Origin of the sequence: Rheinheimera riviphila, assembly GCF_004005945.1 — a bacterium.
GTDB lineage: Bacteria > Pseudomonadota > Gammaproteobacteria > Enterobacterales > Alteromonadaceae > Pararheinheimera > Pararheinheimera riviphila.
The window spans coordinates 1-23,319 of record NZ_SACS01000009.1; the positions used below are offsets into that span (position 1 = coordinate 1).

Genomic DNA, 23,319 nt, shown 5'->3' on the forward strand with positions numbered 1-23,319 from the left:
TAACCTGTGATGATTTCATCGTCGATGGTAACACGCAAAGCTCTGCCAGAATGGCGATGGCGCTGGTCTCACCAATGCCCTTGGCTGCTGTCATATGGCTAAAGTGTGCTGCTAAGTTGTCATCGCCGGCAATCAGTGCCAGAGCCGCCTGCGTCAGGCGTTTGATGCGCCGCTCCAGTTGGTCAATACCTTCTTGCTCATCTTCAATCAGCATTGGAAGCGTCATACTTTTTGATGTCAGCGCATGCAGCCGATTCTTCGCCTGCGTGCGGCTTCCCGTTAACCGGTTGAGCTGTCGGCCTATATCCCGCAGCCCAAGCAGTTCGTCTTGAGGTACATTCCATCGCCGCGGCGACATACACTGCGCGAATTCAGCCAGCAATGCTGCATCTACTGCATCGGTTTTGTTGCCGTTGAGCTTCATCGCCGCAAAGTGATGAAAACTCTTGGGATTAATCACCGACACCGGTAAATTCGCTTTAGCCAAAGCCACCGCAAGGTCGAGATAATAAATTCCGGTCGCTTCCATCACGACCAACTCAGGGGCAAATTTTTGCAACTTACGCACAACAGCTGCATGGCCATCAGGTGTTTGGCTGAATTGCTCGACTTTATTCGGTTTGCCGTCAATTCTGACAACCACATCAAAAGTCTTCGCAGCAACGTCAATCCCAACAAATGCGCTCATATGCTTCCCCTTTTATCATCAAATAGGCCAGAATAGTCACCGGCTCCCCGACCTCGCACTTGATGCTTGGCTCGACCTTGTGATGCGAAGTCCTTGTTATGCAAGGCTTCCGGATACTCTACGAGTTGAGCAATGAGGCGGGGGGCTACTCTACATACGAGGTCAGATAATGCTGCCTCTAGGGCGGAACAGCCTCCCCGGTAAACTGATAAAATTATTAACTCAATAAGATTCAACATACAAGGGCGCTACTCGCCGCGTCAGCGGCAGTACGCCGAAGCTATCTCGACTGTCATTTTACCTTTATCGACATATCTGGTTACATATCATCAACAGCTGGCCCTGAATTCAGATATTACATTCCGACTTATATATGGCACACTCGGATTGATGAATATTTGTAATTATTTTCCGAACTCTGTTACAAATACCTACTGATATTAATGATAAAACCAGGGACATTAGGGATGATTGAAGCGCGCCAGTTGAGGAAGGTGTTCGGACAAGGCGAAAATGAAGTGATCGCTTTGCATGATATCAATCTGAGCATTGCTGAAAATGAATTCGTGGCCATCATGGGCACTTCAGGCTCGGGCAAATCGACTTTGATGAATTTACTGGGTTGCCTCGACCGGCCAAGTGAAGGTAGCTATCAACTGAACGGCAAGTTGATCAGTGAAATGAATGACGAAGAGTTATCCGCGATCCGCAATCAGCATATTGGTTTTATTTTCCAGTCCTTTCATTTACTTCCAAGATTAACCGCCGCCGAAAATGTCGCATTGCCGCTGCGTTATACCGAAATTCCGACCGAACAAGGGCTGGTGCGTGCTCAAGCATTACTGGAACAAGTAGGGCTTGGCCATCGTATGCAACACAAACCGCATGAAATGTCCGGTGGTCAGCGCCAACGCGTGGCCATCGCCAGGGCCTTGGTCAACAAACCGAAAGTGATTTTTGCTGACGAACCGACTGGTAATCTCGACAGCAAAACCTCCGATGAAATTATGCAAATCCTGACCGATCTGCATCAGCAGGGGAACACCATTGTGATGGTCACCCATGAAGATGAAATTGCCGCTTATGCCAGACGGGTTATCCGGATGCGTGACGGTAAAATTATTGAGGACAAAGTATGCTGATCCCGCTGACTTACCTGATGTTGCTAAGCACCGTGACAGCAAACTCGCTGACAGCAGGCCCGGTGGCTGCAAGTTCGATCCCAACAAGCGAGCTGCCATTGATGTTAACGGGCACACTGCAATCGGAACATCGGCAGTCGATAGTGGCGCCGCTCAGTGATAGCTGGCAAATCCAGGTGCAATGGTTAAAACCAGAGCAAGAAATCGTCAAAAAAGGCGATCTGGTTGCGGTATTTAACGCAGGTAATAGTAAAGCCAATATCGAACAGTTAAAAAACCAGCTGATTTTAGCCAATGAACAATATAAGCAGATGGAGTCTGAAAACGCGCTACTGGTGATGGAAGCCGAGTTTGAGCTAAAACGGAATCAGTTACTGCTGGAAAAAGCCGGTATCGATGCCGCGGTGCCGCTTGAAAACCTCAGCCGCTATGATTACGAGAAGTATCAACTGGAGTTAAGCCGCGCCAGAACGCTGGCCGAAAAAGCGGCGGAAACCCTGGCGACTGCCCGAATCACCCAATCGACAGTGCTAAAAAAACAACAGCTGCAACAACAGCAGACCACGGCAGAACTGGCCGACGCCGAGCTACAACTGAGTAAAATGAGTATTTATGCCGAGCGCACCGGCTCGATCAATTACAGTTTACATCCTTGGTTTCGGACCAAACTTTTTGCCGGCGTGACCGCGCAACCAGGCTGGCTCATCGCCGAAGTGGTTGAACAACAAGGTTTATTTATTGAGTCTTGGGTTCACGAAATGGACATCAGCCGGTTAAAAGCGGCCACAACCCTGACCGCTCGTTTTGATGTCGCGCCCAATCAACTCTTTACCGTGCAACTGACAGACTTGGCGCCACAAGGGGAAAAACGGCAGAGTTGGGGCAGCGGCATGTATTTTAAAGCCAGATTTAAGACGCAGCAGTTGCCAATTAATGATGCGTTGCTTGGCATGGGTTTGTTGATAGAGGCGACCTTATGAGCGGTTTTCGTTTAAGCCAGGGCATTATTGTGGTGCTGGTCGCGGGTCTGCTGAATGCCTGTGAACAGCCCCAGGCTCAGGTCAAAGTGGTCCAAATATCATCGGTGAAAGCCACCGGCGAGCTGGTCGCTGCGACCTCGTTTAAAGCGTCACCGCCCAGTGTCAGCCAGTTGTGGCAATACAATATTAAAGAGCTGGCGCCTGAGAGCAGTTTGCTCAAAGCCGGTGAGGTGGTGGTGGGTTTTGACAGTCAAACCATCGCTGAACAATTGGAAACCAAAACCGTTGAATTACAAAGTGCCCGCCAGGAGCTGGCCAATCGGCTGCAGCAGGATGAACAGCGGTTTGAAGAGCTGAAACTGGAACTGGCGGAGCGGAAAATGGAGTTTGAACGCGACCAACGCAAAGCTGACATTACCGATCATTCGCGCTCGGCCAATGATCGGCGTAAAGCCCGCATCGACTTTACCATCGCCAGCAATCAATACGATTTGGCCAAAAGTCGGCTGGAATTTCATCAGCAACAGCGAAAAGCGCAGGCCGAAATGCTGCAATCGAAAATTTCACGGCTAAGCAGCGAAGTCGAGCAGTTTAGCGACGAAATCAATCGGATGCGGGTCACAGCGCCGTTTGCCGGGATGGTGATTTATGTCGCTGATTATCAGGGCGAGAAATCTTCGGTCGGAGATACGGTACAGTTTGGTCAACCAATTGCCGAGATTTCGCAGCTCGACACGCTGTATGTCAAAGCCGAAATTGATGAAATTGACGTCAAACGGCTGCAACTGGGGCAAAAAGTACAAATCCAGCTTGATGCACTGCCGGAGCGTAGTTTCAGCGGCACTTTGACCAGCCTCGGTGTGGCGGTGCGCGATAAATCGGTGGAAAACTTAAGCCGGGTGGTCGACGCGCAAGTGAAGTTTGATGCGCTGGACACTGGTTTGCTGCGACCCGGCATGAGCGCCAGGCTGAGTATTCAGCCGCTTGCTGCGTCATCGAAGCCAGCTACTTTGCCTGCTAAAACCGGGGACGCTGCGCCATGAAACAAATCATTATTCCTTCGCTGGCGATGCTGAGCTTACTGCTTGCAAGCTGCGGCGAACCAACCAGCACAGTGCCGACGTTTGAATTAAGCCCGCAGCGCTTGCAACATCAAATCAGTGCCGAAGGTGAGCTGTTTGCAGTGAACGCGGTCAGTATCCACGCGCCTGCCAGTCGCGGGCCACGATTTATCTATGAAATTTCGCCGGAGTTTAGTGAAGTGACACCAGGGCAACGCGTAGTCACTTTTGATGCAACCCAGTTGCAGCGCGAGAAAAGGCAAGCGGGTACCGCTTTGGCTGGGGTCGCTGCTGATAAATCAAAAAAACTCACCGACCAACAAGGCGATTTGCTGAAACTGGGTTTGGATCGGCTACTGGTCAAACGCGAATTCAGCTTTGCCGATCAATTTAATATTGATGACGTGCAGATCCGCTCCCGGCTGGAAATTCTCGACTCGATGCAAAACAAAGAGTTTTTGGCGGATAAGCAGCATTATCTGGGTTGGCAGCAACAAAGTTTTCAGCAAAAAAGTCAGGGTGAACTGGAGCTATTACAGTTGCAGCAAGATCAGCAACAAAGCCTGCTGAGCCAGGCTGAAAGTGGCTTAAATGCGCTTGAAATCAAAGCGCCGCACAAAGGCATTTTGCTGTTTGAAACTAACTGGCGCGGTGAAAAACCGGAAGTCGGCCGGATGGTATTTCCAGGCGATAAAATTGGCAGTATTCCGGATTTGAGTCTGCAACACATTAAATTACAAGTGATTGAGCAAGAAGCAAAAGGTCTGACGGCCGGCCAGCAAGTGCGGTTTGTGATGGCTGCGGATCCCGGTTTGCAGCTTCGCGGAAAAGTGCTGAAGGTCAGTCAGGTCGGACGTTCGCGTGAACGGCGTGACCCCCGTAAATATATTGACGTGGTGGTTGAACCGGCAGCGCAACATCCGGCTTTTATGCCCGGTAAAAAAATCCGCGCCACCATTGAAGTCAACAGCCGCGATGACGTGTTACAAGTGCCATTACAGGCCATTTTTAGCGCTGAGCAGCAATCTTATGTCTGGAAACAACAAGGTAGCAGCTTTGAGAAACAGTCGGTCAGTCTGGGTGAAAAAAGTCTGACGCACGCCGAGGTGCTGTCCGGGTTGGCGGTTGAAGATCGCATCGCCCTTATTGATATAGGAAGCTAACGGATGAAGTATCAGGCATTACTCAAAGATACGGTTGCTGAATTAGCGCAGCACAAATTACGGACTTTCCTCACCTTACTCGGAATGATCTTTGGGGTTGGCGCGGTGATTGCGATGCTCAATATCGGCGAGGGAGCCGAGCGGGAAGCATTAAAAACCATTGAGACCATGGGTTTACGTAACTTGATTGTCGAAGGCAAAACCTTTGATGAAAAAACTTTAATCGAGCAGCGTAAACATTCGCTTGGTTTAACCCAAAGCGATATGCAGACCGCGGTCAGCACCTTGCCCGGTATTACCGGTTTTAGCGCCGAGCGTTCGCTTGATACTTATGCCTTGTTAAGCCATCACGCGAAAAGTGATGCCAAAGCGATTGGCGTCAGTGCTAGTTATATGGAGTTAAGCAATTTAACCTTCGCTGCGGGCCGGAATTTTACCGAAGAAGAAGACTTGTATGCGGCGCAGGTCGCGGTGTTGGGATCGCAACTGGCGCAAACTTTGTTTCCGGAAGGGGATGCGTTGGGGCAACCGGTGAAGGTCAATCATGTCTGGTTAAAGGTCATTGGCGTATTGGCGTCGCGTGATCAAGATCAACAGGAGTTTCAGGGCATTAAACTCGGTGGTGAACAAAATCAGTTGTTTTTGCCGTTAAATACCGCGACCAGCCGCTTCCGCTCGCTGCCGCTTGGTGCTGAACTTAGTGGTTTCAGATTGCAGCTGGAAGATAGCGAACAAACTGCTTTGACCGCCCGGGCGCTGGATTTTTTGTTAAAGCAGCGGCATAAAGATATCGACGACTATCAGCTGGTGGTCCCGGCGGCCTTGCTGGCGCAACAAAAACAAACCCAACAGATTTTTAATATCGTGATGTCTTGTGTCGCCGGGATTTCGTTACTGGTCGGCGGTATCGGTATTATGAATATTATGCTGGCCACAGTGCTGGAACGAACCAAAGAAATTGGTTTATTACGCGCCGTTGGTGCCACCAAACGCGATATCCGGCTGCAATTTGTGGCAGAGAGTTTCGCCATCGCTATCGCCGGTGGCATTCTGGGGATTTTGTTCGGGATTATTCTGTCGGAACTGATCGCCTTTTATTCCGAATGGGCAGTGTCCTGGTCAATCCCGGCGATAGTTCTGTCGTTTAGTATCTGCGCGCTGATTGGCATTGCTTTTGGGGTGTATCCTGCAATTAAAGCGTCAGAGTTAGATCCAATTACCGCGTTGCAGACGGATTAACAGGGGATTGGTTGATATTGAATATTTAGTAGGGAATTTGGCAATGACCACACGGCGTACTAGCCTTCGGCTGAGTACGCCCTACGGAAATGTGTTTAAGCTATTGTTTTAAAGTATAAAAATTCCGTAGGGCGTCACTCACCGCGACCGCGGTAGTGCGCCGGATGCGTGACGAGGTTTGTTGCTGCAAATTTAAAAAACCTTTCTTCAACCCCCAATCATCGCAAAATGGCGGGTGGCGCCGGTTTGTTGGGTGGTTAATAAATGGCTGGCGGTTTTTTGCTGCACTTGTTGTTGTAGCCATTGTTGTAATACCTGGGTGTCCGGTTTTTGTTGGTTTTGCGACGATTCGTTTTGGCGCATGACCGCCTGCAACAGCGGCCGCAGATTCTGGTGCTCTTCGGCAAACAAACATAAAAACAGCTGGCCGGTGCTGGAGACACGCAGCCGGTTACAGTCATCGCAAAAATGCTCGCTATATGGCGTGATAAAACCGATTTTTCCCTGATAATCCGGATGCTGATATTCGCGCGCCGGGCCGGCATGTAACGCAGGTGTTTGCAGCTGCCAGCCTTGTTGTTGCAATTGCTCGCACCAGGCGCTGGCGCTTTGTTGTTGTTTTTTGAAAAATGCGTTACTATCGCCGGTTTGCATCAGTTCAATAAAACGCAGGCTGATATTGCGCTTTTGCACAAAGGCCAGGAAATCCGGCAGCGCCATGGCGTTGTAAAACTTCAGTAGCACGGTATTGATTTTAATCGCACTAAAGCCAAGTTCAGACGCTAGTTCTAATCCTTCCAGAATGTCCGATAGCCGATCCTGCCCGGTGATAAGCGCAAACGTCGCCGCGTCCAAACTGTCGATACTGATATTCAGCTGATCCAAACCTGCTTCGCGCCAGGCGACAACATCCTTTTTTAGCCGGTAGCCATTGGTGCTCAGCGCGACCGTTTCGATGCCCGGAATGGCTTTGATTGTGCGGATAATGGCGCACAAGTCTTTGCGTAAACTAGGTTCGCCGCCACTAATACGGACCTTTTTAGTACCAAGCGCGGCAAAACTTCGCACCAATATTTCTATTTCTGGCAGGGTTAGTTCTGCTTTGCTACAGGACGCATCGACGCTTGAACCGTCCGGCAGGCAATACTGACAGCGAAAGTTACATTGCTCGGTAATGGATAGGCGCAAGTAACTAAAACGCCGGCCGAAATTGTCTTCCAGCCGGTTGCTCATGTTTGTATCTAGCTGAAAAACTTCAGCTGAGCGCGCCATTAAGCACAAGCCTGCAGCGTATCAGCGCTTTGCAGCAACCAAAGTTTACCTTCGCTCACCGCCACCGAATAGGTTGGTAACTGTAATTCAGGTTGTTGCAGGCAAACGCCATCACGCAGCCGGTATTGCTGTTTGTAGAGCGGTGAGGCCACATAAAACTCACCCTGGCTTTCGCCAATCAAGCCGTGCGCAATCACCGGCGCCTGCGTCACAGGGTCCAGATGTCCCAGCGCATAAATGGCCGGATGTTGATCCGGTAGATAAAACAGCGCAATGCTTAAGCCGTTGTAGTTGGCCGCAACGCCGGAATAAGGAACTAAGTCGCTGATGGCGCAAAGTGGCACCGTAATGGCGGGCGTACTTGCGAGTGTCGTGGTAAATGATGTTGTCATCAGCGGTTCTCCTCAGCAAAAGTTTCGGTTGGTATGGCTGGTGCGCTAACCTGTGCCTTAAGTCGCGGGCTGGCGGCATCAATAAACTGGCTAGGAATAAGCTGGCCCCGCTCGCTGCGAAAACCAAAGCTGTCGCGCTCTGGCGCAGGCGCGTTGACAAAACTTTTGAATCGGGCGCGCTGTTCTGGCGTTTCTAAGGCGGTTTTCCATTCACATTGGTAGTTGTCGACCAATAGCGCCATTTGCGCTTCAAGTTCAGCACCAATGCCAAGGCTGTCGTGCAAAATCACCTGTTTTAAATAATCCAGGCCACCGTCGAGGTTGCCAAACCAGACCGAAGTGCGTTGCAGCCGATCGGCGGTCGCGATATAAAACATCAAAAAACGGTCGATGTAGCGCAGCAATTGCTCGTCGGTTAAGTCGGTGGCGAATAAGTCGGCGTGGCGTGGTTTCATGCCGCCGTTGCCGCAGACATACAAGTTCCAGCCATTTTCGGTGGCAATGACGCCAACATCTTTACTCTGCGCTTCGGCGCATTCACGGGTGCAACCGGAGACAGCCATCTTGATTTTGTGCGGGGCGCGCACACCTTTGTAGCGATGTTCAATCAACACCGCCATGCTGACGCTATCTTGCACACCGTAGCGACACCAGGTACTGCCAACACAGGATTTCACTGTGCGCAGCGACTTGCCATAAGCATGACCCGTCTCAAAACCGGCATCAATCAGCTGCTGCCACACCAGCGGCAGCTGATCTAAGGTCGCGCCGAATAAATCAATGCGCTGACCGCCGGTAATTTTGGTGTAGAGCTGATATTGCTCAGCAATCTGGCCGATGCTAATCAGCATTTTTGGCGTGATTTCGCCGCCCGGAATACGTGGCACCACTGAATATGTACCGTTTTTTTGCATATTGGCCAGAAAGGTATCGTTGGTGTCCTGCAGCGCCACATGCGGCTTGGCCAATACCGGTTCATTCCAGCAACTGGCCAAAATAGAACCGACAGCTGGTTTACAAATCTCACAGCCATGGCCTTTGCCATGTTGTGCAATAAGCTCGCTAAAGGTTTTGATATTGCCAACCCGCACCAGGTGATACAGCTGCTGGCGGCTATAGGCAAAATGCTCACAGATATCTTTTTTCACTGTGACGCCGCGGCTGGTCAGTTCATGGTCCAGCACGCTTTTTAATAGCGCGGCACAGCCACCACAACCGGTGCCAGCTTTGGTACAGCTTTTAAGGCCGACTAAATCCTGGGTGCCAGCGTCAATGGCGCTACAGATATTGCCTTTGCTGACATTGTGACAAGAGCAAATGGTAGCGGTGGCGGGCAGGGCGGCGACGCCTAAAGTTGGCGCCGGGCCAGAAGTCGGTAATATCAGCGCTTCCGGATTTGCCGGTAATTTCAGGCCATTTAGTACATATTGCAGTAAATTATCGTAATAGCTGTTGTCACCAACCAGCACGGCGCCGAGCAATTTTTTACCATCTTTTGACAGCACTAATTTGCGGTACACGCCACTTTGGTCATTGCGATAGCGCAAGCTTATCGAGCCCGGCGTTTTGCCATGGGCGTCGCCAATTGAGCCGACATCCACCCCAAGCAACTTAAGCTTGGTTGACATATCGGCGCCCAAAAACTTTGGCTCGGCGTCCAGGCATAAACGGGCTGCTGCGGCACGGGCCATCTGGTAACCGGGTGCGACTAAACCGAAAATCTGGTTGTTCCAAAGCGCACATTCGCCGATGGCAAAAATGTTGGCATCGCTGGTCTGGCACTGATCGTTAATCACAATGCCACCACGTTCGCCAAGCGTGAGTCCGGCAGCTTTGGCCAAAACGTCTTGTGGCCGGATCCCGGCAGAAAACACAATCAAATCGGTTTCCAGATGTTGACCATCGGTAAATTGCAGTTGCAGCCGCTTTTCGCTGCCAGCGCAAATTTGCGCTGTGGCTTTTTCGGTATGCACGGTGACGCCTAACGCCTGAATTTTTGCTTTGAGTAACTCACCGGCGTCCGGATCCAGTTGTACCGGCATGAGGCGGGACGCAAATTCCACCACATGCGCTTCGAGGCCAAGCATTTTTAAGGCATTGGCCGCTTCTAAGCCGAGTAAGCCACCGCCGATCACCACGCCAGTCGTAGCATGTTGGCTGCTTTGATAAATGGCGTCTAAATCTTCTAAGGTGCGATAGACCAGACAATGTGGCTGTGTATTGCCCGGAATGGGCGGTACAAAAGGGTAGGAGCCGGTGGCCAGTACCAGTTGATCGTATTTGTATTCGCCTTTTGCGGTGCTGACGGTTTTCGCGCTTGGATCAATCGCCAGCACCGCTTCATGCAGATGCAGCTTAATACCATGCTGCTGATAAAAATCCGGCGCTGCCAGCATCAGGCCATCAGCGCTTTGTGATTGAAAATACTCGGATAAATGTACCCGGTCATAAGCGGCGACCGGCTCAGCGCCAAATACCTGAATATTAAACGACGGGATATTAAAAGTGGGGTCTTGCTGCTGACTTTTTTCGACCAGTTGCTCTAAAAAATGTTGGCCGACCATGCCGTTGCCAATGACAATTAATTTTAAAGTTTGCATCTGCTGCTCCTAGGCGGCTAATTCGCCCGCGCTGTGCGAAAGGTTGGGATCGGTGGTTGGCGAGACTGTTGTCGGCTGCCTGAATAACAACGTTGGATGGCTGCCTTGAATTTGATGGCTGTCCTCGATTGGGGCTTGCTGTAGCAGTTGGCCATAAAACAGGCTATTGCTGGTATCGCCATACAGCACTGCGCCAACCAAGCGGCCTTGCTGCCACCAGAGTTTGCGATAATCGCCAAGCTGGTGATCCTGATAAACGGCGGTTTGGTCAAAGCTGGTTGGATCTTTGAGCAAAGTCGGGATGTCGCCGCAGGACCATAAATCGATGCCGCTGATTTTTAAAGCGGTGGCGGTATTGTCCGGCGTGAACGTAGCCGTACCACCGGTTAAAACTTGCGCTAACACAGTTGCTTGACTGCGAATTGGCGCAAGTAAACCAAAAGTTTGGCCAGCAAATTCTGAGCATTCGCCGAGCGCAAAAATTGCCGGATCTGAGCTTTGTAAGCGGCTATCGACACAAATGCCGCTGTTGGTTTTCACCCCGGCCAGCTGTGCCAATTGAATATTTGGGCTAATGCCAAGGGCTAACACCAATAAATCACAAGGCAAACGGCGGCCGTCTTTCAGAATCACTGCGGACACATTGCCATCGGTTTTATGCTGCAAACTGGCGATTTCACGGCCAGTTAAAATCATCAAACCGCGGCCGCGCAGTTCGCTGGCCAGTAAATCGGCGGCGGTTGCATCCAGCTGCCGGTTCAGCAAATAAGGACTGCGCTGCAATAAACAGACTTGCATGCCTTGTTTACGCAAACCTTCGGCTGCTTCCAAACCTAGAAACCCACCGCCGACCACAATGGCGTGACCTGGTTTGTGGGTGTCTCCAATTACTCCAATTCCAGCCTGACCTGATTTGTGGCTGTCCTCAATTTTGGCCACAGTTTTGAATTGAGCATCGTGCGGCTGAAAACGCGCGGCGGTTTGCTGCAACAGCGTCAAATCGCGCCAGTTGCGAAAATGGCAGATATTTGATGCTGTCCCAACTGCCTGCCGGGCGTATTCCGGCGTACTACCTTTTGCACCACAAGCAAACACCAGTTGCTGATAGGTCCAGCAAAAACCTTGTTGGCTGATCACCCGCCGATCGACGCGGTCGATGAGCACCACCGGATCCTGCAGATGCAGATCAATGCCATGTTGTTGATACCATCCCAGCGGCTCCAGCATCGCTTGCTCTGGCGCCAATTCACCGGCCAGTACCGGCGATAACAACACTCGGTTGTAGGCAGGCAAGGCTTCGTCGCCAATCACCAAAATACGTTGTGGCCGGTTTGGTTGTTGTATTAGTTCGCTTAACAGCGCAAAGCAGGCCATGCCGTTGCCGATGATCACCAGTTGATAGTCGGTTTGGGGCGTGCCAGCTGTTGGATGGAGGTTGCTCAAAGTCATGCTGATTTCGCCTCCACTGTCACGATTGCAGGTTTTGCTGCTTTGGTTTGCGTATGCAAAGGCTCAATTTTGCGCTGCTTTTCATACAAGAAACTCAGCACCTGATGGCGATAATGGTTGTAACGGGCATCGTCCGACAACGCCAGCCGTTCGCGTGGCCGTGGCAAATCGATGTGCAAAATCTCGCCGATGGTGGCAGCAGGGCCGTTGGTCATCATCACGATGCGATCGGATAACAACACCGCTTCATCGACATCGTGGGTGATCATAATCACTGTGTTATTCAGTTTCGCCTGAATATCCATCACCGAATCCTGCAGATGGGCGCGGGTCAGGGCGTCGAGCGCCCCAAAAGGTTCGTCCATCAACAGCACTTGCGGCTGCATCGCCAGTGCTCGGGCAATGCCGACCCGTTGTTTCATACCGCCGGAAATTTCTGACGGGCGTTTATCCAGCGCGTGGGTCATTTGCACCAAAGCTAAGTTGTGCAAAATCCAGTCGCGCATTTCGCTTTTGGATTTTTTGCCGCGAAACACCTGTTTTACCGCCAGTTCAACGTTCTGGTAGACCGTGAGCCACGGCAACAACGAGTGGTTCTGAAACACCACCGCGCGTTCTGGCCCCGGTTCATTCACTTCTTTGTTATTTAAAATCACGCCGCCGGTGCTGGCTTGCAATAAACCGGCGACAATATTCAGCACCGTCGATTTACCGCAACCGGAATGGCCAATCAGGCTGACAAATTCGCCTTGGGCGATATCCAGATTGACGTTTTGCAGCGCAACAAAATCACCTTTGGCAGTGGGGAAACTGATCCCGACCTGACTGAGTTGTAATTGGGCTTTTTGCATTTTGCAGCTCCTGTAAGCTTGTTTATCGCAACCGCTGTTAACGCAGTACGGCGTTTTTATCCCAGTTGACGTAGCGCTGTAGTAACAACATCAGCCGATCCAGCACAAAACCAATCACGCCAATCACCAGCACCGCAGCGCAAATGCGGCTAAGTGATTGCGATGAACCATTCTGAAATTCGTCCCAGACAAATTTGCCAAGCCCAGGGTTTTGCGCGAGCATTTCGGCGGCAATCAGCACCATCCAGGCAATGCCCAGCGATAGTCGCATCCCGGTAAAAATCATCGGAATTGCTGAAGGCAGCACGATGGTTTTGATATGGCTGACCCAGCGCAGCCGCAGCACTTTGCTGACGTTTTCCAAATCGGGCGAAATCTGACTCACACCGACAATGGTATTGATCAGCGTCGGCCATAATGAACAGAGCGCCACGGTAAAAGCCGAGACTAAAAAGGATCGGGATAACCCACCTTCGGTTTGCGGGTACAAAGCGCTGACCAAAATGGTAATAAGCGGCAGCCAGGCCAAAGGCGAAATCGGTTTAAACAGCTGAATGAGCGGATTAAACACCGCATATAACTTCGGACTTAACCCAATCACCACGCCAGCCGGAATGGCCAGCAAGGTTGCCAGCGCAAAACCGCAGAGCACCGTCAGCAAGCTAGTGGCGATTTGACTGAAAAAAGTCGGTCGGCCGCTGTAAGGGCGAATTTGTGCTTCACTGTTTGGATCAGTCAGTCTTAACTGCTCCAATCGCGCTTGCTGGCGCTGATAAAACGCCGCTTCGCGTTGTTGCTCGGCCTGGTGCTCATCCAACAAATTACTGAACTGTTCAGCCACCGCAACTGGTCCCGGAAACGAGCCTAAAGTCGTCACAATCTGACTGGCAACGGCGTGCCACAGCAGGAAAAATAGCGTCAGACCGACCAGCGGTAATAACAGTTGTTGCAACCGTAGCTGGGTTTGTGGGTGTTTGGCCCAGTTCAATTTATGGCTTTGTGTTTTGACCCAACGGGCTGGCAAAAATATCTGCATCTCGAATACTCCTTCCGATCACGCCGGTTAGTCTTTGTTACCGAGCGCAAACTGGCGCAGGTATTGGTTGGGTGTGCGCCCATCAAAGGCGATACCATCGATAAACGGCATCACACCAGCAGCGCGCAGGCCGGTTTCAACGTTAAAATCGGGGAAATCAGCCGCTGTTAGTTTTTGCTCTTTGATAAGTTCCATCGCTGCTTGTTGATAAATCGCCGGCTGAAACACTTGTTTGGCGGTTTGTAGGTACCAGGCGTCAGTTTGCGCGCTACTGATTTGGCCCCAACGGCGCATTTGCGATAAATACCAAATTGCATCTGAGTAATAAGGGTAGGTAGCGTGGTAGCGGAAAAACACGTTAAAATCCGGTGCTTTACGCACGTCGCCTTTGCTGTATTCAAAGATACCGGTCATGCTGTTGGCGATAATTTTCTCATCGGCGCCCACATAAAATGGCTGGGAAATTAATTTTGCGGCGGCGGCGCGGTTTTGGTTGTTGTTTTGATCCAACCAATGGCCAGCGCGGATCAAGGCTTTGACCAGCTTTAAGTGCGTCGTCGGGTTTTTCTCGGCCCAGCTTTTACTGACCCCAAAGATTTTTTCTGCCATATGCCGGTGAATATCTTCATTGGTCACCACCGGCACGCCTAAACCACGGGCCACTGCCTGTTGGTTCCACGGCTCGCCAACGCAATAACCATCAATGGTGCCTGCTTCTAAAGTTGCTGGCATTTGTGGTGGCGGGGTGACTGAAATCAGCACCTGCGCATCGAGCTGACCCGAATTGTCGCCCTTATCCGGCGCATAAAAACCAGGGTGAATACCAGCAGCGGCCAGCCAATAACGCAGTTCATAGTTATGGCTGGAGAAGGGGAATACCATCGCCAATTGCAGTTTTTTACCTTTTTCAGCAAAGCTATTCAGCACCGGCTGCAATGTGTTGGCATGCAGTGGAAACTGTACTTTGCCGGTTGCATCTTTTGGCAAGGTAGCTTGCAGCTGTTGCCAGACGTTGTTGCTAACAGTACAAGCGTTGCCGTTTAAATCCATCACAAAAGCGGTTTGCAGCGCCGCTTTGGTACCGATACCAACGGTTGCCGCCAGCGCCTGCCCGGTCAGCATATGGGCGCCGTCGAGTTGGCCGTCAATCACCCGGTCCAGCAATACTTTCCAGTTCGCCTGCGCTTCTAATTCAACAAACAAACCTTCATCTTCGAAAAAACCTTGCTCCAACGCGACAGCTAATGGCGCCATATCGGTCAGCTTGATAAAACCAAGCTTCAGTTCGGTTTTTTCGGCGGTGGCGGCTGTTGCAGCGGCGCTTTCTATCAACAAGCTGCTAAGGAACACGCTGCTATATAACAAGGTGCCCAGCATCAGCGGTACCCAGCGTTTGCCAGGGGTTACACCGGTATATTTTTGTTGTTTAAACATCATTCCCTCTGAGTCTGTTTGTCGATGGCTGCTGCCGTAAGTTTTTGGCAAAAAAAAAACGCCATTTGACAGATCCCGGAAGCGGAAGCTGTCAAATGGCGTCATTGCCAGGTAGCAAAATTTAAGCTGAGTTGATTGTTGTTATTGTGACCAGTACCAACCAGCATCTATGACTTAGCAGCTGTCGTGCCAGAGTTGTTTGCAATTCATAAGGCTATGAAATTAGATGAATTTGTTTGATTCGAAGCATTCGGCTATCGACAGCAGGTGCAAAATTCTGAACTTAACTGGTGCAAAGCTGCACCATTTTAATTCAGGCCAACAAGTGCAACCGCGTTTAAAAAAGTATGTCACAAAAAGTATGTCACTGGCGCCGACGGCCGGGCGTTGGCGATTTTTAAGATCAGGCGGTTGCATCGGGAGGGCGAGCCAGCATAAGCTCGGAACCAGATGTTGATAACATAAGCTGGAGCCAGCACCCGGATGAAATCTCCTTTATTAAGTTTTAATGATGCGCTGACGGCGCTGCTGGCAACCATCACCGCTACCACTCGCCGTGAACAATTGCCGTTGTCGCAAGCTTTGGGCCGGGTCTGTGCGTTGGATCTGTTGTCGCCGCTGGACGTGCCGGCTTATACCAATGCCGCGATGGATGGTTATGCGCTGCGCGCCTTGGACGCGGCAAGTTTTGATTGTTTGCGGATTGCAGGCCAAAGTTTGGCCGGACATCCGTTCGCTGGAGAGGTACCCGCTGGCAGCTGCGTGCGGATCATGACCGGCGCTATGATACCGGCCACCTTGGATACCGTGGTGATGCAGGAAGAGACCGAACTGACTGCCGATGGGGTGCTGCTCCGTAAACCGGTGCAGCTTGGTTCGCATATTCGCGAGCAAGGCAGTGAAATTTCGCGGCAGCAAGTGGTGTTGCGCGCGGGCAAAAAACTAACGGCGATTGACGTTGGGGTGTTGGCTACTTTGGGGTTAGCAGAAGTTCCGGTATTTACGCCGCTCAAGGTGGCCGTGCTGTCCACCGGTGATGAATTAGTGCCACCAGGTCAACCATTAGCAACTGGCCAGATTTATGACAGCAACCGATTTTTATTGCTGGCGATGTTACGGCGACTGGACCTTGAGGTGACTGATTTAGGTTGGGTTGGGGATGACAAAACTCAGCTGCGTCAGGCATTTGATCGGGCCAGCGCTGAGTTTGATGTCCTCATCACCAGTGGCGGCGTGTCGGTTGGTGACGCTGACTACACTGCAGAAATTTTACATGAAGCAGGACAGGTTGAATTCTGGAAAGTGGCGATGAAGCCGGGTAAACCATTTGCCTGTGGTCGTTATGGTCAAAGCTGGTTTTTTGGGTTGCCTGGCAACCCGGTGTCGGCGGCGGTGACGTTGGATTTATTGGTGCAACCGGCACTGCGGCAATTGTCCGGCGAAACCCTTGTCACGCCAAATGCGTTGCGGGCCGCGGCAGCGCAGCCTATTCGCAAAACCGCCGGCCGGATGGATTTTCAGCGTGGCCGCTATTGGCAAGTTGCCGATGGCAGTTTGTTGGCAGAGCCGGTTGGCAGCCAAAGTTCGGCGATGTTAACTTCATTTAACCAAGCCAATTGTTACCTTGCGCTGGAACAACACCGAGCCGATGTCGCAGCAGGTGAAACTGTGACTGTGTGGCCGTTGGGGCGGATGTTTTATTGACGTTGTCACAGCGCCCTCCGGAAAACGTGCTTAAGCTATTGTTTTAAAATATAAAAACTCCGTAGGGCGTCACTCACCGCGCAAGCGGTAGTGCGCCGAAATATTGATTAAAATTTGTTGAAGATGGTGATGGAAACTGCGCTGCGGCGTACTGCCTGCGGCGAGTACGCCCTACGAAAATATGCTTAAGCTATTGTTTTAAAAAATAAAAATTCCGTAGGGCGGCACTCGCCGCGCAAGCGGTAGTGCGCCGAAATGTTGATTAAAATTTGTTGAAGATGGTGATGGAAACTGCGCTGCGGCGTACTGCCTTCGGCGAGTACGCCCTACAAAAATCTGCTTAAGCTATTGTTTTAAAATAAAAAAAATTCCGTAGGGTGGCACTCACCGCGTAAGCGGTAGTGCGCCGAAATGTGGATTTAAATTCTTTTAAGATGGTGGTGAAAATTGCCGTGCGGCGTACTGCCTTCGGCGAGTACGCCCTACGAAAAATGTGTTTAAGCTATTGTTTTAAAACAAAAAATGCTGTAGGGCGTCACTCACCGCGCAAGCGGTAGTGCGCCAAAATGTTGATTTAAATTCTTTTAAGATGGTGATGGAAATTGCGCTGCGGCGTACTGCCTTCGGCGAGTACGCCCTACAAAAATCTGCTTAAGCTATTGTTTTAAAATATAAAAATACCGTATGGCGTCACTCACCGCGTAAGCGGTAGTGCGCCAAAATGTGGATATAAATTTGTTTAAGATGGTGATGGAAATTGCGCTGCGGCGTACTGCCTTCGGCGAGTACGCCCTACAAAAATCTGCTTAAGATATTGTTTTAAAATATAAAAATACCGTAGGGTGGATAAGCGAAGTATCATCCACCACTTATTTGACAAATCCGCCAAATATTAACTGCGGCGGACTTTATCAAAACGCATGCTATAAAGACGCTGGCCTATCGCCAGGATCGTCAGATAGAGCATGGCGGTCGCTGGTGCCTGCAGATTAAAATCGACGGTGCAGTGAATTAACATATGCACTGTTGCCATGGCACAACCAAATGCCAGACCGCGGTGCAGCTTGTGGTCGCTGGTCCGCATCACTTGCAGGTTTTGCCATAAACTCCACAGCAACATCAGGCCCAGCAGTAAGGTCATTGGAATGCCAACTTCGATGGCAAACTGCAGATAATCATTGTGGGCATGGTCATAAAAACCGGAATACACCTGCGGCTGATACGCCGGAAACACGGTGTAAAAAGTGCCGCCGCCTGAGCCTTGCCAGCCATATTGTTGCAAAATCGGCAGGCTGTCGATCACCACTTCATCCCGCGCTTCCGAGGCAAAGGAGGTTTCCACAAAACGTTGTTGTAGTTTTTCCAGCCCGAACATCGAGCCGATAATCAGCATATCGAGCAGTAAAATACTGATCACTAATGGTTTTAACAGCGCCGGTGGCCTTTTGTAGAAAAACAGCGCCAGCAACGACACCAGCGCCAGACTGCTGAAAAAGGCCGCATTACCCATCCGCGAGCGACTGAGCACCAGGCCAATCACCATCACCACAATCGCCAGTCGTAACATTAGTTTGCTGCTGAGCAAGCTGGTGACAACATCCCTAAGCATCGCTTTGAAACGCCACTGCGGTGGCTGACTGGATAACTCTGATAACAACAAGCCCAGCGCCATCGCCAGACAGAGCGCCAGATAATTCGCAAAATGGTTCTGATAAACAAAGCTGCCACGGGCGCGACCAGCTTCGTTCACCGCAAATAATGGCGAATTGGCGACTTCAGCTAAATTGAGCACCGAGCCATAAAACGCCTGCACAAAACCCGACAGTACCATCATCAGCACCAGCATCCGCAACCGGAATGCGCTATCGGTATAGATGCAAACCAACTGCAACCACATCAGAAAAAATAGCCCCTTCAGCAGCATAATTTCGGTTTGTTTTGGGTCAATGCTTTGCAGGAACGGCAGATAGCCGGACATTTGCAACCCTAAATACAGCTGCAGTAGCAGAATGGGCAATAACAACGGCCAAAACCAACGCTGCCATAATGCCGGACCATCGCGGCGACCACTATTGGCCAGGTGCAGTAAAAACACCATGCCAATCATCAGTTCCAATAACGACCAGGCCCAGGGACGGTTACTGCCCACCGGGATCGGTGCCCAGATCAGCACCACACAAAGCAAGGCGAAAATAATCGAACCGAATTTCAGTTGCAGCATGAAGGAAGATTGCCTGAAAAATAAATCTAAGTTATTGGAAGGGCAGAAAAAACGCAACAAAAAGCCCCAAATATGGGGCTTAATAAATAACTGGCTTGATAATCAAAGCAACAGTGAAGGCCTAGTTGCCTGAAGCGAGCTCAGTCGTCTGACCGCTGCCAGTACCGCCGCCAGCACCGGTGGTGCCCGGAGGAGTTGCGGTGACGACCGGAGCTGCACCGCCACCGGCTGCTGCACCTGCCGCTGTTGCAGTACCTAAAGCGTTTGACACCAGTGTCGGGTCAATACCGGCTGCGATAGCGTAGGCAGTGGTGGTGTCCTGATCAACACAAGAATTTGATACAGAACGTAAAATTTCTTCGACCAGAATTGGGTCATCTTTGGCCTGTTCCAAAGCAAACTCAACCACTTTCTCAGCGAGTTTAGGATTACAGGTTTTTAAATTAGTGATTTGTCCCACGAAATCGGTCAGAGATTGACCTTGGGATTGAGCTGTTGCGAACATCGTTGCGACTTCAGAATTGGCTTCCTGCGCTGACACTGATGGCACAAACAACTGAACTGCAGCTGCGACCAGAGCGATTTTTAAGTACTTCATATGCATTCCCCGCACAACGAACGTTAATTACAACTAAAACTTTTCTGAGTGTATCCGAGTTTTGTCGAAATTACAGCCAAAATTTTCAGAAACTAAGGTGAAATTTATTGGCGCATGTAAACCACGACCTTGCAGCGCATCAATATGAATCGCCAGACAAATGTCGGCGATGTCCAGATTCTCGACATGGGGCGCGATGACCCGGATGCCAATGCCGTGGCAAATATGGGTCATGGTCTCGACAAAGAAGCGCGTATCGGCTTGTTGCAACGCCCGGATGTAACTGCCATCAATTTTGATGTAATCGATGTTCAGCCCCTGCAAATAGCGGAATGAGCTGAAACTGGCACCAAATCTTTCGATGGTAATCAGCGCACCAGCGGCTTTTACGGCGTTGAAAAATTCTCCGGCCGACGCGATAGCACCTAAGGTGGCCTGTTCGTTCACTTCAAACACCAGTTTGGGTAATTGGTGCTGATTGGCGCGAATGGTATTGCATAACCAGCGGGTAAATTGGCTGTCGTGCATCGCGCTTTTGCTTAAATTAATCGCAAAGGTCTGGCCTTTAAAGTTTTTCAGACGGCTGAGAATGTAAGTGACCAGCGCCTTATCCAGCAGCAACGACACGCCAAGCCGGTCAGCCATCGCAAATACATCCGATGAAGCCAGTTGTTCGCCATCGGCCTGAAACTTAATAAAAGTCTCGACATACAACAGCTGTTGCTGCTGATACACCGGCTGCACTTCCATTTCAAACATCCGCTCCATGTCGGCGGAAATATGCAATTCGGTATTACTGAAACCGGCAGCGGTGTCGGACACCACCGAACGGGTGAAATGATGCAGAATTTCCTGCCAGTCGGAGCGCGATTTACCCGTCACCACCGGTTCCAGCTGTAAGCCGAGCGCCGGTGAAGGCTCGGCCTGTTGTTTCGCCTGCAAACCGTCGAGCCGGCTTAAGCTGGCGCTTAAATCATCCTGCGGTGCGACCGGCAATAAGGCGATGCTGGCAAACCCATGCGGATATTGTTCAGTGTTGGCGATTTCAAAGGCCTGACGCACATGCATCGCAAATTCCAGCGAACTGGTGGTGCCAAGGGTGGCCAGAATGGCGAATTCAGACCCCGACAGCCGGAAAAGCTGCGCGTGCTGCAAATTTCGAAGTTGTGCCTGCAACAGGCCACTGGCTTTTTCGACGTATTGATCACCAGCGGCATACCCCTGATGATCGTTGACGTCTTTTAACGAGGGCAGTGCCACCAACGCCAGATAAGGCACATTGCCTTCGTTGTCTGGCCCAGCCTGTAAACTTAAATATGATTGCACCAAGGCCCGTCGATTGGGCAGCGCGGTCAGACTGTCGATATAGGCCTGTTGATTCAGTTGTTCGGCGCGGTCGGTCAGTTCGGTAAAACTACGTTTGACGTTCCCGACCATATGATTCAGCGCATACACCACGGCGCGCAGCTCTTTGGTCATCGGCAAATAACTTAAAAATTCAAAACGTTTTTCCGCCAGCATTTCTGCTTGTTTTTCAATGTCTTTTAGCGGTTTTAATACCACAAGTAATAACCAGTGTACCGCCAGTAACGCACCGAGACACAACAGCAAACTGGTCCAGAATACCGCTTTGGTGTGATCCCACAAACTGCTGTAGGCAATCCCAGGGTGCGCCTGTACTTTTAACACCCCGGCAATCCGCCAGCCGTCGTTGACTTCCGAATTCATCACCGGCGGATGCAGCGGAAACAGTTGAATAAACCAGGCTGGCACACCTTGCACCTGCTGCGGGTTTTTCCGGTCAAACACCAGCTCTTTTTTGGCGTTGCTAAAACTGATGGCGAGGTAAGAACCCGAATCAAAAATGGCAGAAATCATGGTGTCGGCCGCGATTTTCTCATCTCCGGACAAATACGGCGAAATTGATAAACCAAGGCTATTGGCAGTATCCTGCGCCGAACGCGCCAACTGGATATCAAGATAACTGCGCATATTGCCGGTACTGACCAGCACCGTGACGGCAAAAGTAATAATGGTCAGTAAAATCAGTAGCACACTGAGCTGCGTACTCAAGGCAACCCCGTGTTTAAACAAGCTGTTGCTGGCGGGTTTAGCAACGTTTTGAGAGTTTGTCATAAAACTACCTTTGTTGGTCTTGTTTTGGTTGCTGCTGACCGGCATCGATGTGGTAGCACTGGCGCACCCAGGCTGCTACCCAAAAATTGCCCGTCAGTCGATGGTTAGTCACGTTGTCTCATAAAAAAGTCTAATAAAAGCGTCTAATAACCCTGTTCAATCTTTTCCAGCACTGCCGTCCAGTTGGAAATGCCACTGCTATCTTTTACCCGCCGCCCCAGGCCGTTGGCTTTCGCCAGCCATAAGCCACTGGCATTAAAGCTATAAATCGGTCGTAAGTCGGTGCGGTACTGCGCTAATTTGATTTCCGGATCCATATTATCCAGCACATAGGGCATCGCATCAGGTTCTTCAAAATACACCAACACCATATGCGGCTCGTTGACACTCAGCGCCCGCACGTACATCAGTCGTAGTTTTTCATCGCTGACGCCCATGGCACGTAACGTAAAATATTTGGCCAGAGCGTAATCTTCGCAGTCACCGGCGCCGGTACCTAAAGTTTCAACCGGTGTTGCCCAATAATCGGTCTTTTTCCAATGTTCGAGATCGGCACTGTAAGCCACTTGCCGGTTAAAAAACTGATTCGCCAGATGGATGCGGTCCCAGTCTGCTTCGGTGCTGCCTTCTACAATCAGATCTCGCCACGAGGTAAAGCGCGTAACCGCGTCTTCGCCGTAACGTTGCTGCACGTCAGTAAAAAACGTGGCGCTGAAGGTGGTATCGGTGTAATTGGCACTGACCGTTAAACAACAGCCTGCCGTCACCAACCATAATAAAGGTTTAAAATTCATAGACTCCGGCATAGATCACTGTTGAATACAGCCCCCGAAGCAGTAGCGCGCAGGGCAAGCGTACTTCCGGCAGCCGAGATTAACACAAGTGATTGAAAATCATCAAACATCGTAAAGTATCGTGCTGCCAAATGCGCTTTAAAAAAGTAGGGCGCGACTCAGCCGCAGGCTAGTCCGCCATCAAGCCGATCCATGTCAAATCATGCTATGGCGTACTGCCGCTAACGCGGCGAGTAGCGCCCAACAATTGTGATGTAGATGTATAGGATATACGGGGAAAACTTGTCTGGTGTCAGCAGTTTTACGATAAACATTTCGAAATAAATCCAGATCCGTGTTTGCATAAAAAACCCAAAAAAGTTATAAATGCCAACTATTCCAAGGGGGAAAACCAGGGCGGCTGTTCTTTAACCGCACCGATGCCAGCAGGGCATAAAATTTTTGTAGATGGAACTGCAACGCCGCTCACTTTGCCTCAGCGCGCACTTTACCAACCGGTAAAGTGGAAAAAGCTACACCGGCGCGGTTCCATCGATGTACATTCACTTCCACTACGGAA

18 protein-coding genes are annotated in these 23,319 nt (G+C 50.7%); 6 read left to right on the forward strand and 12 right to left on the reverse strand.

Annotated elements, in window-relative coordinates; all coding sequences use genetic code 11:
- Positions 1–688, reverse strand: a 688-nt coding sequence (locus EOE67_RS09590) for an IS110 family transposase (protein ID WP_164852273.1), incomplete at its 3' end; no start/stop codon positions are given.
- A gap of 467 nt (positions 689–1,155) precedes the next feature.
- Here EOE67_RS09590 and EOE67_RS09600 point away from each other — a divergent pair.
- The 5 genes from EOE67_RS09600 to EOE67_RS09620 are packed head-to-tail and all read left to right on the forward strand — an operon-like array spanning position 1,156 to position 6,273.
- Positions 1,156–1,830, forward strand: a complete 675-nt coding sequence (locus tag EOE67_RS09600) for an ABC transporter ATP-binding protein (RefSeq protein WP_127698881.1) — start codon at positions 1,156–1,158, stop codon at positions 1,828–1,830.
- Entirely contained in the window at positions 1,824–2,810 is a 987-nt protein-coding gene (locus EOE67_RS09605; RefSeq protein ID WP_240652773.1) for an HlyD family secretion protein, read from the forward strand. The genes EOE67_RS09600 and EOE67_RS09605 overlap by 7 nt, the downstream gene beginning before the upstream one ends.
- Positions 2,807–3,853 carry an HlyD family secretion protein gene (locus EOE67_RS09610; protein WP_127698882.1) on the forward strand — a complete coding sequence of 349 codons (1,047 nt, stop codon included), beginning with the start codon at positions 2,807–2,809 and terminating at the stop codon, positions 3,851–3,853. The genes EOE67_RS09605 and EOE67_RS09610 overlap by 4 nt, the downstream gene beginning before the upstream one ends.
- Positions 3,850–5,034, forward strand: a complete 1,185-nt coding sequence (locus tag EOE67_RS09615; RefSeq protein WP_127698883.1) for an efflux RND transporter periplasmic adaptor subunit — start codon at positions 3,850–3,852, stop codon at positions 5,032–5,034. The genes EOE67_RS09610 and EOE67_RS09615 overlap by 4 nt, the downstream gene beginning before the upstream one ends.
- 3 nt (positions 5,035–5,037) lie before the next feature.
- The gene (locus tag EOE67_RS09620; RefSeq protein WP_127698884.1) at positions 5,038–6,273 is read left to right on the forward strand and encodes an ABC transporter permease; all 1,236 of its coding nucleotides are present in this window, start codon (positions 5,038–5,040) and stop codon (positions 6,271–6,273) included.
- A 207-nt stretch (positions 6,274–6,480) separates the two neighbouring features.
- On the opposite strand, the gene moaA is transcribed toward EOE67_RS09620, so the two are convergent.
- Genes moaA through EOE67_RS09655 form a run of 7 tightly spaced genes read right to left on the reverse strand, consistent with a single transcriptional unit; the run spans position 6,481 to position 15,307 of the window.
- Positions 6,481–7,506, reverse strand: a complete 1,026-nt coding sequence (gene moaA / locus EOE67_RS09625) for a GTP 3',8-cyclase MoaA (protein WP_127698885.1) — start codon at positions 7,504–7,506, stop codon at positions 6,481–6,483.
- A 38-nt stretch (positions 7,507–7,544) separates the two neighbouring features.
- The gene (gene nirD, locus EOE67_RS09630; protein WP_127698886.1) at positions 7,545–7,937 is read right to left on the reverse strand and encodes a nitrite reductase small subunit NirD; all 393 of its coding nucleotides are present in this window, start codon (positions 7,935–7,937) and stop codon (positions 7,545–7,547) included.
- Complete coding sequence (gene nirB / locus EOE67_RS09635; RefSeq protein ID WP_127698887.1) at positions 7,937–10,537, reverse strand: nitrite reductase large subunit NirB; 2,601 nt, start codon at positions 10,535–10,537, stop codon at positions 7,937–7,939. The genes nirD and nirB overlap by 1 nt, the downstream gene beginning before the upstream one ends.
- Positions 10,538–10,546: 9 nt before the next feature.
- The gene (locus EOE67_RS09640; RefSeq protein WP_127698888.1) at positions 10,547–11,986 is read right to left on the reverse strand and encodes an NAD(P)/FAD-dependent oxidoreductase; all 1,440 of its coding nucleotides are present in this window, start codon (positions 11,984–11,986) and stop codon (positions 10,547–10,549) included.
- The gene (locus EOE67_RS09645; protein ID WP_127698889.1) at positions 11,983–12,837 is read right to left on the reverse strand and encodes an ABC transporter ATP-binding protein; all 855 of its coding nucleotides are present in this window, start codon (positions 12,835–12,837) and stop codon (positions 11,983–11,985) included. Before EOE67_RS09645 ends, EOE67_RS09640 begins: the two co-directional genes overlap by 4 nt.
- A gap of 37 nt (positions 12,838–12,874) precedes the next feature.
- The gene (locus EOE67_RS09650; protein ID WP_127698890.1) at positions 12,875–13,873 is read right to left on the reverse strand and encodes an ABC transporter permease; all 999 of its coding nucleotides are present in this window, start codon (positions 13,871–13,873) and stop codon (positions 12,875–12,877) included.
- Positions 13,874–13,900: 27 nt separating this feature from the next.
- Positions 13,901–15,307, reverse strand: coding sequence for a CmpA/NrtA family ABC transporter substrate-binding protein (locus EOE67_RS09655; protein WP_240652774.1), 1,407 nt, complete (start codon positions 15,305–15,307; stop codon positions 13,901–13,903).
- 483 nt (positions 15,308–15,790) lie between these two features.
- Here EOE67_RS09655 and moeA point away from each other — a divergent pair, with 483 nt between their 5' ends.
- Positions 15,791–17,011 carry a molybdopterin molybdotransferase MoeA gene (gene moeA, locus EOE67_RS09660; RefSeq protein ID WP_127698891.1) on the forward strand — a complete coding sequence of 407 codons (1,221 nt, stop codon included), beginning with the start codon at positions 15,791–15,793 and terminating at the stop codon, positions 17,009–17,011.
- Between the two features lie 892 nt (positions 17,012–17,903).
- On the opposite strand, the gene EOE67_RS09665 is transcribed toward moeA, so the two are convergent.
- The 4 genes from EOE67_RS09665 to EOE67_RS09680 form a co-directional block, all read right to left on the reverse strand.
- Positions 17,904–19,232 carry an O-antigen ligase family protein gene (locus EOE67_RS09665; RefSeq protein ID WP_127698892.1) on the reverse strand — a complete coding sequence of 443 codons (1,329 nt, stop codon included), beginning with the start codon at positions 19,230–19,232 and terminating at the stop codon, positions 17,904–17,906.
- A 121-nt stretch (positions 19,233–19,353) separates the two neighbouring features.
- Positions 19,354–19,830: a hypothetical protein gene (locus tag EOE67_RS09670; protein WP_127698893.1), complete on the reverse strand. Its 477-nt coding sequence runs from the start codon at positions 19,828–19,830 to the stop codon at positions 19,354–19,356.
- A gap of 33 nt (positions 19,831–19,863) precedes the next feature.
- Positions 19,864–21,966, reverse strand: coding sequence for a bifunctional diguanylate cyclase/phosphodiesterase (locus EOE67_RS09675; protein WP_164852274.1), 2,103 nt, complete (start codon positions 21,964–21,966; stop codon positions 19,864–19,866).
- 143 nt (positions 21,967–22,109) lie between these two features.
- Positions 22,110–22,760, reverse strand: coding sequence for a transglutaminase-like cysteine peptidase (locus EOE67_RS09680; protein WP_127698895.1), 651 nt, complete (start codon positions 22,758–22,760; stop codon positions 22,110–22,112).
- Positions 22,761–23,319: the final 559 nt, after the last annotated feature.

What these genes read in the sequence shown, in the direction of transcription:
- EOE67_RS09600 (WP_127698881.1), top strand. Translation starts at nt 1,156, where the DNA reads ATGATTGAAGCGCGCCAGTTGAGGAAGGTGTTCGGACAAGGCGAAAAT.
- EOE67_RS09605 (WP_240652773.1), top strand. Translation starts at nt 1,824, where the DNA reads ATGCTGATCCCGCTGACTTACCTGATGTTGCTAAGCACCGTGACAGCA.
- EOE67_RS09610 (WP_127698882.1), top strand. Translation starts at nt 2,807, where the DNA reads ATGAGCGGTTTTCGTTTAAGCCAGGGCATTATTGTGGTGCTGGTCGCG.
- EOE67_RS09615 (WP_127698883.1), top strand. Translation starts at nt 3,850, where the DNA reads ATGAAACAAATCATTATTCCTTCGCTGGCGATGCTGAGCTTACTGCTT.
- EOE67_RS09620 (WP_127698884.1), top strand. Translation starts at nt 5,038, where the DNA reads ATGAAGTATCAGGCATTACTCAAAGATACGGTTGCTGAATTAGCGCAG.
- moaA (WP_127698885.1), bottom strand. Translation starts at nt 7,506, where the DNA reads ATGAGCAACCGGCTGGAAGACAATTTCGGCCGGCGTTTTAGTTACTTG.
- nirD (WP_127698886.1), bottom strand. Translation starts at nt 7,937, where the DNA reads ATGACAACATCATTTACCACGACACTCGCAAGTACGCCCGCCATTACG.
- nirB (WP_127698887.1), bottom strand. Translation starts at nt 10,537, where the DNA reads ATGCAAACTTTAAAATTAATTGTCATTGGCAACGGCATGGTCGGCCAA.
- EOE67_RS09640 (WP_127698888.1), bottom strand. Translation starts at nt 11,986, where the DNA reads ATGACTTTGAGCAACCTCCATCCAACAGCTGGCACGCCCCAAACCGAC.
- EOE67_RS09645 (WP_127698889.1), bottom strand. Translation starts at nt 12,837, where the DNA reads ATGCAAAAAGCCCAATTACAACTCAGTCAGGTCGGGATCAGTTTCCCC.
- EOE67_RS09650 (WP_127698890.1), bottom strand. Translation starts at nt 13,873, where the DNA reads ATGCAGATATTTTTGCCAGCCCGTTGGGTCAAAACACAAAGCCATAAA.
- EOE67_RS09655 (WP_240652774.1), bottom strand. Translation starts at nt 15,307, where the DNA reads ATGTTTAAACAACAAAAATATACCGGTGTAACCCCTGGCAAACGCTGG.
- moeA (WP_127698891.1), top strand. Translation starts at nt 15,791, where the DNA reads ATGAAATCTCCTTTATTAAGTTTTAATGATGCGCTGACGGCGCTGCTG.
- EOE67_RS09665 (WP_127698892.1), bottom strand. Translation starts at nt 19,232, where the DNA reads ATGCTGCAACTGAAATTCGGTTCGATTATTTTCGCCTTGCTTTGTGTG.
- EOE67_RS09670 (WP_127698893.1), bottom strand. Translation starts at nt 19,830, where the DNA reads ATGAAGTACTTAAAAATCGCTCTGGTCGCAGCTGCAGTTCAGTTGTTT.
- EOE67_RS09675 (WP_164852274.1), bottom strand. Translation starts at nt 21,966, where the DNA reads ATGACAAACTCTCAAAACGTTGCTAAACCCGCCAGCAACAGCTTGTTT.
- EOE67_RS09680 (WP_127698895.1), bottom strand. Translation starts at nt 22,760, where the DNA reads ATGAATTTTAAACCTTTATTATGGTTGGTGACGGCAGGCTGTTGTTTA.